16 protein-coding genes are annotated in these 15,425 nt (G+C 60.1%); 6 read left to right on the top strand and 10 right to left on the bottom strand.

Annotated features, from left to right (window positions below; all coding sequences use genetic code 11):
* Positions 1–79: 79 nt before the first annotated feature.
* The gene (locus P0D70_RS21135) at positions 80–460 is read left to right on the top strand and encodes a TraR/DksA family transcriptional regulator (RefSeq protein ID WP_408185923.1); all 381 of its coding nucleotides are present in this window, start codon (positions 80–82) and stop codon (positions 458–460) included.
* A gap of 225 nt (positions 461–685) precedes the next feature.
* Here the strand turns inward: P0D70_RS21135 and P0D70_RS21130 are convergent, their stop codons facing one another.
* Both P0D70_RS21130 and P0D70_RS21125 read right to left on the bottom strand, forming a co-directional pair.
* Positions 686–1,489: a family 1 encapsulin nanocompartment shell protein gene (locus P0D70_RS21130; RefSeq protein ID WP_408185922.1), complete on the bottom strand. Its 804-nt coding sequence runs from the start codon at positions 1,487–1,489 to the stop codon at positions 686–688.
* The gene (locus P0D70_RS21125; protein WP_408185921.1) at positions 1,482–2,543 is read right to left on the bottom strand and encodes a Dyp-type peroxidase; all 1,062 of its coding nucleotides are present in this window, start codon (positions 2,541–2,543) and stop codon (positions 1,482–1,484) included. Before P0D70_RS21125 ends, P0D70_RS21130 begins: the two co-directional genes overlap by 8 nt.
* 678 nt (positions 2,544–3,221) lie before the next feature.
* Here P0D70_RS21125 and P0D70_RS21120 point away from each other — a divergent pair.
* Complete coding sequence (locus tag P0D70_RS21120) at positions 3,222–3,653, top strand: ester cyclase (protein ID WP_408185920.1); 432 nt, start codon at positions 3,222–3,224, stop codon at positions 3,651–3,653.
* Positions 3,654–3,727: 74 nt separating this feature from the next.
* Here P0D70_RS21120 and P0D70_RS21115 read toward each other — a convergent pair whose 3' ends face one another.
* The 6 genes from P0D70_RS21115 to P0D70_RS21090 all read right to left on the bottom strand — a co-directional run bounded on the left by P0D70_RS21115 (position 3,728) and on the right by P0D70_RS21090 (position 7,291).
* The gene (locus P0D70_RS21115) at positions 3,728–3,952 is read right to left on the bottom strand and encodes a hypothetical protein (protein ID WP_286161988.1); all 225 of its coding nucleotides are present in this window, start codon (positions 3,950–3,952) and stop codon (positions 3,728–3,730) included.
* Positions 3,953–4,670: 718 nt separating this feature from the next.
* Positions 4,671–5,756: a lysylphosphatidylglycerol synthase transmembrane domain-containing protein gene (locus P0D70_RS21110; protein ID WP_408185919.1), complete on the bottom strand. Its 1,086-nt coding sequence runs from the start codon at positions 5,754–5,756 to the stop codon at positions 4,671–4,673.
* Positions 5,757–5,815: 59 nt separating this feature from the next.
* Positions 5,816–6,340 carry a universal stress protein gene (locus P0D70_RS21105; RefSeq protein ID WP_408185918.1) on the bottom strand — a complete coding sequence of 175 codons (525 nt, stop codon included), beginning with the start codon at positions 6,338–6,340 and terminating at the stop codon, positions 5,816–5,818.
* 256 nt (positions 6,341–6,596) lie between these two features.
* Complete coding sequence (locus tag P0D70_RS21100) at positions 6,597–6,770, bottom strand: hypothetical protein (protein ID WP_408185917.1); 174 nt, start codon at positions 6,768–6,770, stop codon at positions 6,597–6,599.
* A 130-nt stretch (positions 6,771–6,900) separates the two neighbouring features.
* Positions 6,901–7,134, bottom strand: coding sequence for a hypothetical protein (locus P0D70_RS21095; RefSeq protein ID WP_091796581.1), 234 nt, complete (start codon positions 7,132–7,134; stop codon positions 6,901–6,903).
* On the bottom strand, positions 7,049–7,291 hold the full coding sequence (locus P0D70_RS21090) for a hypothetical protein (RefSeq protein ID WP_408185958.1): 243 nt from the start codon (positions 7,289–7,291) through the stop codon (positions 7,049–7,051). Before P0D70_RS21090 ends, P0D70_RS21095 begins: the two co-directional genes overlap by 86 nt.
* A gap of 491 nt (positions 7,292–7,782) precedes the next feature.
* On the opposite strand from P0D70_RS21090, the gene P0D70_RS21085 reads away from it, so the two are divergent.
* Together P0D70_RS21085 and P0D70_RS21080 are read left to right on the top strand one after the other, a co-directional pair.
* Positions 7,783–8,646 carry a sensor histidine kinase gene (locus P0D70_RS21085; protein ID WP_408185916.1) on the top strand — a complete coding sequence of 288 codons (864 nt, stop codon included), beginning with the start codon at positions 7,783–7,785 and terminating at the stop codon, positions 8,644–8,646.
* A gap of 362 nt (positions 8,647–9,008) precedes the next feature.
* Entirely contained in the window at positions 9,009–9,728 is a 720-nt protein-coding gene (locus P0D70_RS21080; protein ID WP_091796578.1) for a Crp/Fnr family transcriptional regulator, read from the top strand.
* A 156-nt stretch (positions 9,729–9,884) separates the two neighbouring features.
* Here P0D70_RS21080 and P0D70_RS21075 read toward each other — a convergent pair whose 3' ends face one another.
* The gene (locus P0D70_RS21075; RefSeq protein ID WP_408185915.1) at positions 9,885–11,387 is read right to left on the bottom strand and encodes a carbohydrate porin; all 1,503 of its coding nucleotides are present in this window, start codon (positions 11,385–11,387) and stop codon (positions 9,885–9,887) included.
* A gap of 1,327 nt (positions 11,388–12,714) precedes the next feature.
* Here P0D70_RS21075 and P0D70_RS21070 point away from each other — a divergent pair.
* Positions 12,715–12,855, top strand: coding sequence for a hypothetical protein (locus tag P0D70_RS21070; RefSeq protein ID WP_408185914.1), 141 nt, complete (start codon positions 12,715–12,717; stop codon positions 12,853–12,855).
* Between the two features lie 117 nt (positions 12,856–12,972).
* On the top strand, positions 12,973–14,631 hold the full coding sequence (locus P0D70_RS21065; RefSeq protein ID WP_408185957.1) for an NRAMP family divalent metal transporter: 1,659 nt from the start codon (positions 12,973–12,975) through the stop codon (positions 14,629–14,631).
* Between the two features lie 113 nt (positions 14,632–14,744).
* On the opposite strand, the gene P0D70_RS21060 is transcribed toward P0D70_RS21065, so the two are convergent.
* Positions 14,745–15,053: a DUF4148 domain-containing protein gene (locus P0D70_RS21060; protein ID WP_408185913.1), complete on the bottom strand. Its 309-nt coding sequence runs from the start codon at positions 15,051–15,053 to the stop codon at positions 14,745–14,747.
* Positions 15,054–15,425: the final 372 nt, after the last annotated feature.

Here is a 15,425-nt window from a genome sequence, read left to right as displayed (position 1 = left end):
TGGCCACGCATTTCGGGAGTTGGGTGAGTGACGCTTCACGCTACCGCGTGCAAAGCGAATCGACGCAAGGGAGAGAATCATGGCGGAGCAACAGGGTGAGTTGAGTGAGGGGTTCATCGCGCAGCAGCGCGAGCGCCTCGAGGCGCTTCGCCGGGAACTGCTGGGCGGGGAGGAGAACACGCTCGCCGACGAGCAGGCAACGCAGGAGCAGCATGGCGATGAAGCGGAGGAGTACGAGGACGAAGCGCAGTCAATGGCCCAGAAGGAGGTCAACCAGGCGCTGCGTGACGTGAACGACCACCGCATCGCGGACATCGAGCGCGCGTTGCAGAAGATCAAGGAAGGCACCTACGGTCTTTCCGACGGGAGCGGTCTTCCGATACCGAAAGCTCGGCTCGAAGTCACGCCGGAAGCTATTTTCACTGTCGAGGAACAGAGTCGCCGCGAGACCGGCAAATGACGGCTTTCCGGTGATACTTGTCGGGTCGATCCGCCAATGCTCAACACTGGAAAATCAATATTCCCTTCTGCGCAGTCCGTTCATGAAATACATGGACGGATTCAGGGTTCGTTATGCTAACCATGATGTGATTGCATCACTGCGCAGAGGAAGGCGCTGAATGCCGGACCAGAAGGGCATTCAGCCGGGTGAGGCCTTACCGGAACATCGAGCCGCTCAACCTGCTCATTCCACCTGCGTCACTGAAACCGATGCTTCGCTCGTCAGCATCAAAAATGTCAGTGTTTCGCGCAGATAAAGTCGCACCACGGTGTCGGTATGGCTCGTGTAGCCGATAGACAGATCTTCGCCGAGGTGTAACTCGAAGTCGCCGCCGCGTGTGGACAGCACGCTGCCGCCAGCGAGCGCGGGCGCCCAGATGATGTCGCCGTTCACAATCCGCTTGATGTGCTCGATAACCGGATAACCCTGGTCGCGTGCCTCGCCCAATGCGGTGTACGCATCGGCGCCGAGCAGCACGGAATAGGGGCCGTCCACGCCGGCGAGCCGCAGTTGTTCGAGCGCGTTACTGATGGCGTTCGGATAGTCGCTAACATCGGCCGGCAGGGCGAGCGGCGGATTGGACGAACCATCGCGAATCCCGCCTATGCCCGCAGCCGGATAGCCGTCGAAAATCGCGCGGTCTTCGGCGTAGGCGAGTTGTTTTGCTGCTTCTTTCGCGGGCTGCCAGTCAGCATCTTTTGCGCCGCGCACGACACTGTCGATTGCCTCGCGCTGCAATTCGAACGGCACGGTCAACTCGACGAGGCTCTTGACCTCCGCCAGTTTCGCCACGACGCCCTGCTGCGGCGCGGCGATCGCGATCTGATGCCCGGTGCCGACGCCCGACAGTTCGGTGCCGCCAGGACCCTTGACGTCGACCACGCGACGGCCGGCGACGCTGCGCCTGAAGGTGCGCGCCACTTCGTCTTCGATCTGCGACCAGGCAGCACGGGAGATTGGGGCGAGCTCGCGATGCAGGTTATTCATATTGGGACGTTCCCTTGAGAGAGCCAATGTTCAACGAGCCGGCTTCATGCGGCTCTGCGGGCGAAGACGTATCGGTCTGCTGTTCGACATGGGCAGCAGCGGCGGTTTGTGGATCGCGGTCTGCGAGTTCTTCAAGCAGGGTCGCCGACGGGACGAAGAAGAGGCCGCCCGTCACCGCGCGGCTATAGTCGAGCAGGCGGTCGTAATTGCCCGGCGGCCGCCCAACGAACATGTTTTCCAGCATCTGCTCGATCGGCGCGGGCGAGCGGGCATAGCCGATGAAGTAGGTGCCGAACTCGCCCGAGCCGGGTTTGCCGAACGGCATGTTGTCGCGCAGTATCTTCACTTCCTTGCCGTTCTCGGTGAGGGTGGTGAGCGAACTGTGCGAGCAGGACGGTTTCACCGCTTCGTCGAGTTCGATGTCGGACAGTTTTGTGCGACCGATAATGCGTTCCTGAGTCTCGACGGAAAGCGCGTTCCAGCCCGTCATGTCGTGCAGGTATTTCTGCACGACAACATAACTGCCGCCCTCGAACGCCGGATCTTCGTCACCGATCAAGGTAAATTCATTGGCGGCGCGACCCGTCGGGTTTTCCGTGCCGTCGACGAATCCCACCATGGCGCGCATATCGAAGTAGCGAAAACCGTGAACTTCGTCGATCACGGTGATTGCGTCGCCGAGTGCGCCCAGTAGCTGCGTGGCTAGCTCGAAACAGAGATCCATGTGGTCGGCGCGAATATGCAGCAGCACGTCGCCCGCCGTGCCGACTGCCCGGCGCTCACCCGAGCCGAACTCCCGGAACGGATGCAGGGAGGCGGGCCGAGGGGCGCCGAACAGGGTGTCCCACGCGTCGGAGGCGAAGGCGCACACGCACGACAGATTGCCGGCAGGAACCCGCTTGCCGACAGAGCGCACGAGAGCGGCGACGTCGCCGCACCATGCGCGTACCTTTTCTGCATGGTCGTTGCCGGCTTCGATCGTCGCGACGATAAAGATCGCGCTGCGGGTGACGTCGTTACAAATGGCTTGCGGCTCTGGGATGTCGTTGGGCATCGGGTTGGGTATGAATGGATCGTTGCGAATTCCGACAGCAGTACAGCGAATGCTTTTGCGACTGCGCGATTGCCTGCTCGAGGCAAGCGGGAATCTTTGGTTCGAATGACTGAAGCAGGTTGGCTGTTGTACCGCTTCGCGCGACCATTTAGCCTCACCTCACCAGGATGAGGAGCACCAGTGCGCGACGCAGTTGACGTTCACGATTTTCACAGATCTTATACCGCCCAGGCTGTTTATGAAACTTCATCAAGGCTTTGGCGTTCAATTTCTATGAGCGTGTTTTGTCGGTATCGCATTGCGACGTTAATACTCGTTTCCGATGCTTCATATCGCATTCGGCGCCTTCTCATTCTCTGTCACATCATTATCATGCGTTCATTCCGGGCTCAATGCGGCATGTCGATAAGGAAGAATACCTTCTTTTTTCTGCGCTTGTCTTTTAGGTGCCATGCGCATCCATTGCAGGGCGGGTGAGCAAGCGAGTATCTCTAATGCCGCACAAGCAGGCCCTCAGGAAAGCATTCGTGTCGCGACTATCACTGTTTCGGCAAGACAGATGTGTCGCGGGCATTTGCACTGCCATGTCCGCTCGCCGGCACGTCGCTGAATTAGACAGGGAAAGCGTGTAGTATCGTCAGTCGACGCTTTACCGCACATTCGTCAGGAGTATTGGAGATGACCTTGCCCGCCGATGAACTTCTTGCTCGTCAAGCGACTGAAGGGTTCTATCGCGCATTCGAGCAGAAGAGCGTTGCCTTGCTGCGGCAGGTCGTCACGCCTGATTGGGAATATATTCCCGAGCCCGTTGGCGCTATTGCGGGACCGGACCAGATGGTGCAACTGTTCGACGACATCGCTAAAGCGCTGCCCGATATGAAGGTGACTATTCTCGACGTGCTCGTTCATGGCGACCGCGTGGGCGTTCGCGCGGAGATCAGCGGCACTCAAACCGGAACACTGCTTGGCATTGCGGCGAGTTCTAAACACATCAGATTCGCCATTCACTCTTTTCACCAGATGCGCGGAAGTCTGATTGCGAAAACATGGCACCTGGAGGATTGGCTATCCGTGTTCCGGCAACTTGGCACGTTACCGCCAACTCTTTGAGGGGCGTTCAGTTCGCGGAGAGGCGCGTCGTTGAGTGCACTACGCTACCGGTACAAAGACTGCGTACGCTGCCTTCAGGATCGGCGCGTTGCGTCGTCTATCTGGTTGATCATCGACAGGAGGCGCGTCACTCTGCGAGCGCCATCGGGAAGCAATGACTGAGCGGTTTCGAGTGCGGTAATACGCTGGCGCCAATAGACCATGCCGAGCGCACTATTGGCAACGAGTTGCGGCAATATGTGTTCGAGATGAACGAGATCTTGTTCAAGCTGATGGTGCGACACATCGGTCCTTTGCATGGAGGAGAGTCTCCGCAATACTGATGTTTCGGCCAATGTCGGACCGGTCCCTCCGCCGCTGCGCGCACAGAGCCCTACTGCATAACGTGGTCTGATTTCGCGACCATCTCATTCTTATTCAGTCAGCCTGCTTTTCACTTTCCCACTGGAACTTGACGATACCTGTAATGGGATACTGTGATGATTAACATCATCCCGACTAGAACGCCCCACATAGCTGTGGTCATCTTTCCCTCCTCAACTTTGGCTGACCGGGATCAACTCCCTGCCAACGCCACTGAATAGCGCCACTTGCTCGCGTTGGAATCAATGCGAGCGTCATTGACGCGCCGTTGTTCCGCGCGTGCCCGGTCCGCCTGTTCGAGCAGAAGTGCTTGTGCCTGACGAGACAGAGCATATTCGCTCATCGTGCCGCTCGTACGTGGTGCAACTTTGATTTGTGATCGCATGGTCATTCCAGAACAAGGGGCGCCGAACGCGACCCGTACACTGACTGTATACCCTTCGGTCGGCGCAAGCACGCTTTCATTTACAAAGGTTGCAGCCGCAACGGTCAGACCCCACTCCTGACTGCCGCGAAATGCAGGCACTTTCGCCGTTTATGACGATTCGTAGCCCGAAGTGAGCTTTCGAATAGGATCGCCGGCGAGGCGTCCGCACCTGTTTGCGCTAGCGTACCGCGAGTGGGATCGCTGATTTCGCAAGCGAGCGGGGCCGCCTACTGAAGCCGGATCTCCCGGCGCGCCAGCCAGATGCCGGGCAGCATCGGCAGCCAGAAGGTCAGGGCGCGCAACAGAAGCGTGGCGGCGAGCGCCGCTTCCACCGACACGCCGAGCAAACTCAGCATGCCCACGGAGGTGGCTTCGAAAGTGCCGAGGCCGACCGGAATCGGACCGATGGTGGCCACCATCGACGCGATGATGAAGCTGACGAATACGACCCAGAACGGCGGCACTTCGCCGATCGCATGGAACGCGAGCCAGAGCGTCAACGCATCGAATACGAAGATGGCCAGTTGCAGCCCGACGGTTCGCAGTAGCAGGCGAGGGTTGTGCAGCAGCAGCGTGGGCGCGTCGGTCAACTGCCGAAGCAGGGTGGTGACACCCAGCCATTTGCTGAGCCATGCGATCGGCGCGCGTTGCCCCCATTGTTTGAGTCCCAGCACGGCAGCCGGTACCGCCACCGTGATCACGACGAAGATCGCCACCCCTGCGATCAGTGCCATGTTCAGCCGATGCTGCAGCCACAGCATGCTTGCGCTGGCAAGCACGACGAGCAGGTAGGCGATGTCGTAAGACACCATGCCGACCAGCATGGCGGCCATCGCGATTCCGGCTGGGACATGCCGGCCGCTGAGACCGCGCACCACCAGCATCGTGCCGCTGATGCCGCCGCTAGGCAGCACCTGATCGGTGAATACCTTGGCGATGCCCAGTGGAGTCAGGGTGCGTAGAGACAGCGGATGTCCGGCTTCGCGCAATGCCTCGCGCCACACGAACGCCGCGCTGACATAGGTGCCGCACTGAACCGCAAGCGCGACCAGCATCCAGCCGGGGCGAGCAGAGCGGATCAGTTCGGCCATCTTCTGTAGTGAGCCGAGGTGCAGCACCACCAGAACGACCGCGATACAGCCCGTCACCCCGACGATCCAGAACATGACGGAGCGCAGCCGCGATGTTTTGCCGAGCAAGCCGGGAGCGATGCGCACGAGGCCGGTCTCGACGCCGGGCTTCGCCGTGGGCGGCAGCTCGCCGCTTTCCGGCATGAGCGGGGCGCTGGCGGCGCGGTGCTGCGGAGTACTCATGGGTCGAGACGCCATAGAGGGCCGTGCGGTCCTGGCTTGTCGCAGTGACCGCGCCGCGGTTAGCGGCGCAATTCGTACATCGCCGCGGCGACGTCGGCGTGTCCGTGTCTGGCGGTCGGCGCGACGGTGGTTTGCGCTTGCCGGCTCGGCACCAGCAACACCGGCAGGTGCGCACCGCGCACGACACGTTCGGCCACGCTGCCCAGAACCATGCGCTTGAATCCCCGCCGCCCGTGCGTGCCTAGCACCAGCAGGTCCGCATTGAATTCGTCGGCCGAGATGCGGATCCGTTCCGCGATGTCTTCGCCGATCGGTGCGACGTCGACGATCCTCGGCTCGCCGGCCACGTTCTCATGCCTCATCCGCGCCAGAGCGTCCGCGAGCAACCGCTGGCCTTCCTGCATGCAGGCGTCGCGCAAGATGGTCGGATCGTAGCCGGACGCGTCGTATGGCATCAGTGGGTTGTCGATCACATAGAGCGGCTGCAACTGTGCGCCATTGTCGCGAGCGATTTGCAGCGCGCTGGCGAATGCATGTTCGGACGTCTCGCTGCCGTCGATCGCTACCAGAATGCGTTGATACATGTCGGCCTCCAGGAATTGGCCAGGATGGCGAGCCCCGCCGTGGGATTGGATTGTCTGCGCTCAAAGCGCCGCAGCGTGAACCTTGCCGTCGACGATGACGCATTTCTTCCGACAGTTTATTCCGCTGGCCCCGGTCTGAACATCGGCAGCGTAACAGCCGGTCGGAACCCGTCAGAAGTTTGATGTCGATCAGCTTTTGCACGGGCGCATCGGGCGCTGCATCGTGCACGCCGAGGTCCGAAAGTGCGGCGGCGCGCTACTTCAGATTGTTGAGCTCGGCACGCGCTAGCGTCTCGACGGATTCCCATGCGAGATCTTCACGTTCGAAGACCGTGTCGAGTTCGATGCGCTCGCCGCCCTTCGATGCGCCCTTCGGAACGATACGTACACTTGCCACCCAGCCATCGGCTATATGATCCTTGACGCTCATGTACGCGTCGTGTGTCGTGCTTGAAATGATTCTTTCTGCCATAGCGCCGTCCGTCTGATTGAACGATAGCCATACTGGTTGTCGTCCGTGCTGGTTGAGGCTTGCGGGTCACCGATAAGCGTCGGCGCTGCTACATGCCGAATTTATGCTCCGCAATGTATTTGTCGCCATAGGCAAGTGCGGCCGCATAGCCTTCCTCGCTCGTCGAAAAAATGCCGACCTCGTAGTGCTTATCCGCTGAAGGAAGCGTGCCTTCCACCGCATGCCGAAGGTGAAATTTAAATGTGCCGTCCTGCAGTTCCAGGCATTCGGGAGTGAATGTGTGGATGCGCGCTTGATATAACTTCTGAATGTTTTGCCTCATGACCTGCTCCTGCCTTTGGTGCATTTAAAGCTTTTCGCTTCCAATCGATCCGGTGCTTTCCGGATTCGACGAGAGCCGCGGTCCGCGTGGCGCCCCAGTCCGTTGGAAGTTGTTTGGCTTTGCCGCCAGACCACCTATTGCGGGTCTGCACGACCAGATAGCGAATCGCCCCGTCGGCGTCGTCGTAGATGACATCCGATACGTGACCGACGCTGCGTTCGCGGTTTCACGCACGCCCCTCGAACCACCACGCTACGCGTCCGCACGCAGAAATGCGGTACGACAACGTACAGACGGCTGTCTATGTTCGAACGCACAATCCATGTTGATCGTCACAGACACAGCCGTGCAGTCGGACAGGCATACTCCCGCCGACTGATGGGGATTACCAGGTGTCTTTCCCTTTTGGGGCTCGACCGGATTCCATGTCAATCGGTCGCTCTTGCCGATCTGAACGCCACCGTACAGACTTACCGAACCGCATTTGCGATGCTGTTCTTTCAACCTGCCCACCGCCCGCGGATTCCTGAATCGTGTCAGGCGAGGCAGGCACTAGCGAACCGCGCGGTGCCGGTGCCTTGCAAGCAGCCCTGCTGCTTTCCCTGAACACTCGGCCGATACGCATCTCGCTTTGCTCTTCGTTGCCCAATGGGCCGCGAAATGGGGATCAACATGTCAGCACATCTGGCGTCCACCGAATTCTCTTCGGTTGGTTCTGCATTGAACTGTCTGGTCGTGACCGACGCGATGATGAAGCCAGCTTGCCGTGCTTCCGCGGGTGGCTTCCTGACGGGTGCGTATGCGACGGAGCAACCTGTCGAAGCGCCACCATTGAGCAATGAGATTCTGGCGATGGTGGCGCACGAGTTGCGCGGTCCGTTGACGCCGCTGCGGATGGCCAGCGAGTTGATCCGCAGCGCCTCGGCCGAACGTCCGGAGATACTCCGGCTGATCGATATGATCGATCGGCAGGTCAATGGAATCGCGCGGCTCGCGCAGGATTTGATGGATGCAACCCGCGTCGATCGGGGCGCGCTCCGGCTCAACAAAGTCGATCTGGAGATTGCCACCCTGCTCGCTGACAGTTGCGAGATTACGGCCGCCGCCGCCACGGCAAAAAATCAGGCTTTTAGCGTGTCGATTCCAGACCGGACCTTGCGCGTTGAGGGTGACCCCGTGCGTTTGACGCAGGCCGTCAGCAACCTCTTGCACAACGCGGTGAAATACACGCAGGCGCGCGGCAATATACGCATGACCGTGCTTGCCGAGGGAAACAACGTTGTCATCAAAATCAAGGACGATGGGACGGGGATCTCGCCCGTCCTGCTGCCGCACATTTTCGAGTTGTTCGCGCAATCCAGCAGAACGATCGCCTTCAGCGCGGGCGGCCTTGGCATTGGCCTCGCGGTTGTGAACGCGATTGCTCAAGCTCACGGCGGGGCGGTTTCGGCAGCGAGCGCAGGTCCGGGGCAAGGCAGTGAGTTCACGCTCAAGCTGCCGATCGTCGCGTAGTCACGTCTGGCAGCAGGTCTTTTTATGTCAGCGTATAAGTGAAGCGCGCGATCGCTTTTCAGCCTGTGAACTGAGGTTGACAGGCGAACGGGGGCGTCATTCTCGAAGTTCGTGCGATGCGCGTCCACGGTTGCGCCGTCATGCGGTGTCACGCCAGGGCGCGGATCTGCGCCGTCATCTCGACGCGACTTATAATCCATTACATATGGGCCAGACTTCGGGCGCGTGAAGCTTGCCGCCCGTTTTCGTGCTTCGGCACTGTCCGTCAAGGCGTTGGAGCATTCCTCCTTCTATCGATATTTACCGTCAGGAAATCGTCGGCGAAAGCGGCGCGGTTCCGGGCGAGCTGCGGAGAGTGCGAAATGGCCCAAGGTCATCAAGAAAACGAAAATCATCTGCTGGCCGTGCTGCCTGACCTCGAGTGGGAGCGACTGGCGCCGCATCTGGTGCTCGTGGATATGCCGCTTGGCAACGTCGTCTACGAATCGGGCGATCGGCTCAATTACGTTTATTTTCCGACCACCTGTATCGTGTCGCTGCTGTATGTGATGGAGGACGGTGCATCCGCCGAAATCGCGATCGTCGGCAATGAAGGGCTCATCGGCATCGCGCTTTTCATGGGCGGCGAGACCACACCCAGCCGGGCAGTCGTACAAAGCGCAGGCAAGGCTTATCGCCTCGACGCCCAGATACTGAAAGAAGAATTTCATCGCGCCGGCCCTGTGCAGCGCCTCCTGCTGCGCTATACGCAGGCGTTGATCACGCAGATGGCGCAGACGGCAGTCTGTAATCGACACCACTCGATCGATCAGCAGTTGTGCAGGTGGCTTCTGCTCAGCATCGACCGCCTCTCTTCAAACGAACTGAAGATGACGCAGGAACTGATCGCCAATATGCTGGGCGTGCGCCGATCCGGCGTCACCGAGGCCGCGCTGAAATTGCAGGACGCGGGGTTGATTCGCTACAGCCATGGTCATATCGAGGTGCTGGACAGGCCGGGACTCGAAAAACGTGTGTGCGAATGCTACGGCGTGGTGAGGCGCGAATTCGACCGGCTGCTGCCCGCTTTGAAAGCGTTATGAGGAACGCGGTCATTCGTTTTCAGATTGCCAAGGGATTTCCCTGGCGACGGCCGCGCTCCGGCCTGGCCAGGTCGTCGTGCACGTGCTTTTGGGGTGTCATCCTTCTGGACCCTCACGAGTGTTTCGTACAACGCGGAAGGTCCCAATTGCAGCGGGTCAGAACACGATAGTGGCGCGCACGCCCACGACCGCTTCATTGCCGACCCGCTCCGAAGGTTTCTCCGGATTCGGGATGCCACCCGCCGGACGGAACGCGTATTGGAAGTCGGCCTGCATCTGCCACCACGGTGTGACCTGAAACTGGTAGGTCGCCTCAATGATGGTCTCGGCGCTGCGCGACGGATAACCCGGCGTGGTCAGAGAGGCCGTGTCGCTGGCAAGGCCCTGCGCGTGTGAGCCGATTTTCGCGTAGCCCACCGCCAACCCAACCATGTCGTTGTCGCGTCCTTTGAACGGCGCCTTCAATGTCACGCCGGCGTTCACGCCAAGGTCAACCAGGTTACGGTCACCCGGCGCGCCCATGATTCTGGCAAACACGCCGACGGATTGCGGACTGTCCGCGCTCGGGCGCCAGATCATCTGGTCGGCAACGGCGTAGAAACTGTAGTTGCCCCGGTGAGGCTGCGGGACACCCGTGGTCGCCGGGCTCGCAAGCGACACACCAGTGTTGTCGAGGCGCTGGTCGGCGAATTGTCCGGTGTTGTACCAGAAGCCCAGCTTGTAGGTGCCGGGGAGGCCGGCAGATTTCCGGTCAGAAGGGTCAGACGGTGCCGGGTTGAGCGCGTACTGCACTTCACCAATGAACAGCGCGCCGTTGTGCAGGTTGAAGTTCGTGCCGTGACTGTTCTGTTTCTGCGGGTCGCCGACATCACTGCCCGCGGGATTACCGTCGAACACGCCGGCCAACACTGTCCACGAGTCGGACGGTTTGGCGCGTACCCGCAAACCCAGTGACGAAAGCGGGTAAGCCGGGCCACCCGCCGGCATGTCGACCGAGGGGAGCACGGGCCATCCGAATGTCGCGTTCATGAACGGCGTCGCGAACTGGCTCACCATGAATTCCTGGTCGAGACTTTGCTGACCGACTTTGACATCCACCTTGCCGCCGGATAGCGATTGCTGATACCAGAGTTCCCACAGGCGGGTCGTCGCATCGGCTTCGATGCCGCTCGCACTCTGCAGCGTCAGCAAATTGCGCTGGGTGAGGTTGGTGCCATGAATCTGCAGTGCCGAAACGTTGAACGTCCCACCCGGCAGCCCGAACGCCCTTTGCGTATCCACCACGACAGCAAGTTGCGTCAGCCCGTCGTAGGCGCCACCGCGTTTGACGCCTCCGGAGAGGTTATTCAAGTACTCGCTGGTTTCTTGCAGACTTAAGGTCACACCGTGGTCGCCGAGCCAGGGCCGCAAGCCACCCATGTCACCGAAAAGTGCCGCACGGTCCCAGAAACCGGTAGGCGCCGGCGGGGTTTGTTCCGCCTGAGTCGCGTCCGTTGCGAGCGGCGAAGACGACGGCGCGGACTCGGCCGGCGTCGTGGCAGGCGAGGCTTCGCCGCTCGCCTGGGCCAGCGCGGGCTGCACAATGCCCAGAGAGAGCAGGCAGGTCAAGCTGAGGGGCGCGCCGCACATCAGCAATGTGGTCTTGAGGGTTTTCTTCATAACAGGTGGAGTCGAGATTGTCAGGCGGATCAGTCCGCTTATTTGATCGATATGACGCACGATGTGAGACAGGGCCGTGACCGGGCCTGGTTCAGGAGAACCACCAGCTCAGCCGTAACGAGCGCCCCAGTTCATTGCCGACAGAGGAAGTGCATAGCATCGCGACCAACGCAAAAGCAGCGACCGTGACGGCGACAATCGCGTACCCGATAGGCGTTAGGGAGTTGCCTGTGTAGGTGCCCCAAGTGCGGAACGCACGGCTATTTTTTCGGCCCGGCATGCCGCTGCCGAAAAACGTAACGAATGATTTGATGAACATAAGCGCACCCCCGTCCTGCCCGGCCAAGCCGGGCGACGTGTGACGACGTGACTGCGTCTCGCAAGCGGACTTGCGATAAGCGGCCAAACAAAGGGAGCGTGCTACTGACAGACCGGCGCAAAGCCAGTCAGTAAATGAAGCGCGCTAACCCGACAAAAGCGAGTTAGCGGCGAAGGAGTGATCCTGCGGCGGCTATCTCGCGGTGACTACGCCGGCCTGGGCCGGCAGCGTACTTTCACTACTAGAGCATGTGTCCACGGGGGACTCCTTTCGATGAGACGGGCGGATTGTATTCGGCACGCGTGGCAAACCGCAAGTAAAAAAACCGTAACGAAAAGCGCACTTCGAATCTGCCGCCAATACAGCGGGCAAACGGTTCTGCTTCACATCCGCAGAAGCAGGTATTTTCTTTCGTATGCCTGTCGTTCCTGTCATTCTGAAAGGCTGAGTGGTGCGGGGAAATTATATTGGTGGTGCTTAGCAAATCATGTTGACTTTGGATTAAGGCGCCGCCTAAAATTCGCGCATCTTCACAAACGGGGTTAATGCCTTGGACACCTGCAGTAGTCGACCTTCGAATAGTTTCGCTGCCTGACCGGCAGGACGTCCGCGCTCTCTTTTCCCAGCCGCCGTCTTGCCTTCAGGCAGACGGTGCGCGCCGTAGTATCCCTCTCCCGTGCACCTTGATTAGCGCCATGTGGACGCAGCGTTTGTGCGCGTCTATATGGCACCGCGCCGCGAGCGTTGGCTCGTGGCAGCGTTCGTTCGTGCCTGTTCGATTCAGGCGAGAACCAACGCGTGGATAAGCACGCGTGTCGCAAACACGCGTACCAGATCGCCGATAAGGAGCCGCCATGCCGGACAGTGACAGTTATCCCTTATGCCACTCACCTTTACCTTTGCCTGAGGAAAGCGAGTAGACGTTCGTCGATGCGCGCATAGTGCGCCCGACCTCCATGTCCGCTGGCTTTCCGAGAACCGCGTTGAGCCAACGCCTGGAGAAATATCATGAACTTCGGCCTCCTTCTGTCGAAACTGCCGCACGTTGAAGAGTCACGCGTCCACTACGACGCCATGCTGGCGCTGCATGCCAATGAATCGCACAGGTTCGCTGCATTCTGGCAACGCCTCAAAGCTCTCGTTTCGTAATCCACTGCGCTATTTCCGCCATACCCACGCGGCTCCGTCGTTCGACGGTGCACGCCCAGACGTATGGCCGAGGCGCGCAATTTCCTTTTGATAATCAGAATCGGGAAAGAAAACAAAATGGCCACTCCAGCTAACGTTTCACCGCCACGCAGCGCCGTGCTCGACTCTGCGCACATTGGCGACATCAAGGGTGCGTTGGGCACGATCGCCCACCACGACACTGCGCCACGCACCAACTGGTGGGCACGCTTGCGTACGCTGCTTGCCATTCTCGGCCCCGGCCTTATCGTGATGGTCGGCGATAACGACGCCGGCGCCTTTGGTACGTACACCCAGGCCGGGCAGAACTATGGGACCACCTTGCTGTGGACCATGCTGCTGCTGGTGCCAGTCCTCTTCGCCAACCAGGAGATGGTGCTGCGACTCGGCGCCGTCACTGGTGTCGGCCACGCGCGCCTCATCTTCGAACGATTCGGTAAATTCTGGGGCGCGTTCAGCGTTGTCGACCTCTTCATCCTGAACGCGCTCACTATCGTGACCGAGTTCATCGGCATCACCTTCGTGCTCGAATTCTTCGGCGTCTCCAAGGTTCTGGGCGTCTGCATTGCTGCGGCGCTGACCATGGCTGCTGTCAGCACAGGCAATTTCAGGCGCTTCGAACGCTTCGCCCTGGTGCTGTGCCTGCTGAGTCTGTTGCTGGTGCCCGTGCTGGTGTCGGTTCACCCGCCGGTTGCCCAGATAACGCGAGACTTCCTGATTCCCAACTGGCCTGCCCACTCGAAACTGAGCGACGTGATGCTGCTCGTCATCGGCATTGTCGGTACTACCGTCGCGCCGTGGCAGCTGTTTTTCCAGCAAAGCTACATAGTCGACAAACGCATCACGCCGCGTTTCATGAAGTACGAAAAAGCAGACCTGTGGATTGGCATTGTGTTCGTGCTGATCGGTGCGGTGGCGATGATTTCGTTCTGTGCCGCGCTGTTTGCCGGGAAGCCCGAGTTTGGCAATTTCACGGACGCGGGTGGCGTCATCGCCGGCCTGGACAAATACGTGGGGCGCACGGCGGCTGTCATCTTCGCCGTGGCGCTGCTCGATGCCTGCATCATCGGCGCGGCGGCGGTATCGCTATCGACCGCATATGCCATCGGCGACGTGTTCAAGATTCGCCACTCGCTTCACCGCAGCGTGACGGACGCGAAGGGCTTTTACCTGGTGTACTTCGGCATTGTCATGCTGGCTGCGGCGCTCGTTCTGATTCCCGGAAGCCCGCTCGGACTCCTGACTGAAGCCGTGCAAACGCTTGCTGGCGTGTTGCTCCCCAGTGCGACGGTGTTCCTGCTGCTTCTGTGTAACGACAAGGCCGTGCTGGGTCCGTGGGTCAATTCGAGGAAGCTGAACCTGTTCACGGGCGCCGTCATCTGGGTTCTGGTGATGCTGTCGATTATCCTCACCGCTTCGGTCATGTACCCAGATATCTCCGGCCAGACCATCCTTGAGGTGCTCGGTGGGGGCACGCTGCTTGCGATCGCGGGCTATGCCGGCACGACGGGGTTTCGCAAGCTTCGCCAGGATCCGGCGGATGGCGAAACTCACGGCGACGTGCCGGGCGATCCGAAGGAGGCGCGTGACACGTGGCGCATGCCACCGTTGAACGAGTTGCCGGCGCCGCGGCTGACGTTGTCCAGCCGCATCTGGATGGGTGTGCTGCGCGGCTATCTCATCGTCGCTGTGTGCCTGGTCATCGCTAAAGTCGTGCAGATGACCCTGCTGCGGTGAGCGAACCACTTCGCGTCGGCGAACAGCCGTTAAGCGTCCTGGAGGACAGACTTTTCGCTTCGCGAGGTTGGCCAAAGCACGTCGGGTGTACTAGAGCTCAAATGAACTGACCGTCAGGCGGGCGGCGCCTGCGGGCATTCCGCCTGGAACCAGCTGTCGACCTGGCGCTGTGCCGCTTGTAGATCCTCCGGGTAGTGCGGGTCGAACCACGGTGACGGGTCGTAGCCCGCTTTCCTGAGAGCAGCCAGTTCGCTGCGGTTTCGCTCCAGGGTCGGAGGGGCGTTGTTCTTGAGCGCGGCCAGGTCGCGGCATTGCGATGTGCTCAGATGCGCTTCGCTTTGCGGGCTGCTGCCCGCCGCGCAGCCAGCGAGCAACAAAGCCAGCGCGGAAAGCGTCAGCCACTTTTCCCGTAAGTTTTCCATGTTGCGTCTCCTTCCATTCAATCGTCACAATGCTGCGGCGTCGAACGGCTGAAGCGACTGCCGTGCCGGCGGGGAGCTTTGCGTACGACCTGGTTAGGGCTTTCCCTGGGGAAGCCGCCGTAACGCGCGGTCGAATGCAGTTAGTCAGGGCATTGCGTTGCACTGCTCACGCGATACGGGTGATAACGATTCGTTCCTAAGTCTCTGTTTTAGCGGAAAATCGCCGGTCGAGGCGCGGTCCGGATGTGCATTGGGAATGCACGCTCAGCGAACGGCGTTCAAAGTTAACTGAATCTCCGCTCCCTCCCTTCTTGAATTTGTCACCACCCGTCCATATAATTAGCACTCGCTGCACGAGAGTGCTAACAACAT

The sequence above is a fragment of the Paraburkholderia sp. RL17-381-BIF-C genome (assembly GCF_046026435.1).
Classification (GTDB): Bacteria; Pseudomonadota; Gammaproteobacteria; order Burkholderiales; family Burkholderiaceae; genus Paraburkholderia.
This window is presented reverse-complemented; position numbering and strand designations above follow the sequence as displayed.

Excerpts from the sequence above, each read along its gene's own strand:
- P0D70_RS21135 (WP_408185923.1), top strand. The coding sequence starts at position 80 with ATGGCGGAGCAACAGGGTGAGTTGAGTGAGGGGTTCATCGCGCAGCAG.
- P0D70_RS21130 (WP_408185922.1), bottom strand. The coding sequence starts at position 1,489 with ATGAATAACCTGCATCGCGAGCTCGCCCCAATCTCCCGTGCTGCCTGG.
- P0D70_RS21125 (WP_408185921.1), bottom strand. The coding sequence starts at position 2,543 with ATGCCCAACGACATCCCAGAGCCGCAAGCCATTTGTAACGACGTCACC.
- P0D70_RS21120 (WP_408185920.1), top strand. The coding sequence starts at position 3,222 with ATGACCTTGCCCGCCGATGAACTTCTTGCTCGTCAAGCGACTGAAGGG.
- P0D70_RS21115 (WP_286161988.1), bottom strand. The coding sequence starts at position 3,952 with ATGCAAAGGACCGATGTGTCGCACCATCAGCTTGAACAAGATCTCGTT.
- P0D70_RS21110 (WP_408185919.1), bottom strand. The coding sequence starts at position 5,756 with ATGAGTACTCCGCAGCACCGCGCCGCCAGCGCCCCGCTCATGCCGGAA.
- P0D70_RS21105 (WP_408185918.1), bottom strand. The coding sequence starts at position 6,340 with ATGTATCAACGCATTCTGGTAGCGATCGACGGCAGCGAGACGTCCGAA.
- P0D70_RS21100 (WP_408185917.1), bottom strand. The coding sequence starts at position 6,770 with ATGAGCGTCAAGGATCATATAGCCGATGGCTGGGTGGCAAGTGTACGT.
- P0D70_RS21095 (WP_091796581.1), bottom strand. The coding sequence starts at position 7,134 with ATGAGGCAAAACATTCAGAAGTTATATCAAGCGCGCATCCACACATTC.
- P0D70_RS21085 (WP_408185916.1), top strand. The coding sequence starts at position 7,783 with ATGGGCCGCGAAATGGGGATCAACATGTCAGCACATCTGGCGTCCACC.
- P0D70_RS21080 (WP_091796578.1), top strand. The coding sequence starts at position 9,009 with ATGGCCCAAGGTCATCAAGAAAACGAAAATCATCTGCTGGCCGTGCTG.
- P0D70_RS21075 (WP_408185915.1), bottom strand. The coding sequence starts at position 11,387 with ATGAAGAAAACCCTCAAGACCACATTGCTGATGTGCGGCGCGCCCCTC.
- P0D70_RS21070 (WP_408185914.1), top strand. The coding sequence starts at position 12,715 with ATGAACTTCGGCCTCCTTCTGTCGAAACTGCCGCACGTTGAAGAGTCA.
- P0D70_RS21065 (WP_408185957.1), top strand. The coding sequence starts at position 12,973 with ATGGCCACTCCAGCTAACGTTTCACCGCCACGCAGCGCCGTGCTCGAC.
- P0D70_RS21060 (WP_408185913.1), bottom strand. The coding sequence starts at position 15,053 with ATGGAAAACTTACGGGAAAAGTGGCTGACGCTTTCCGCGCTGGCTTTG.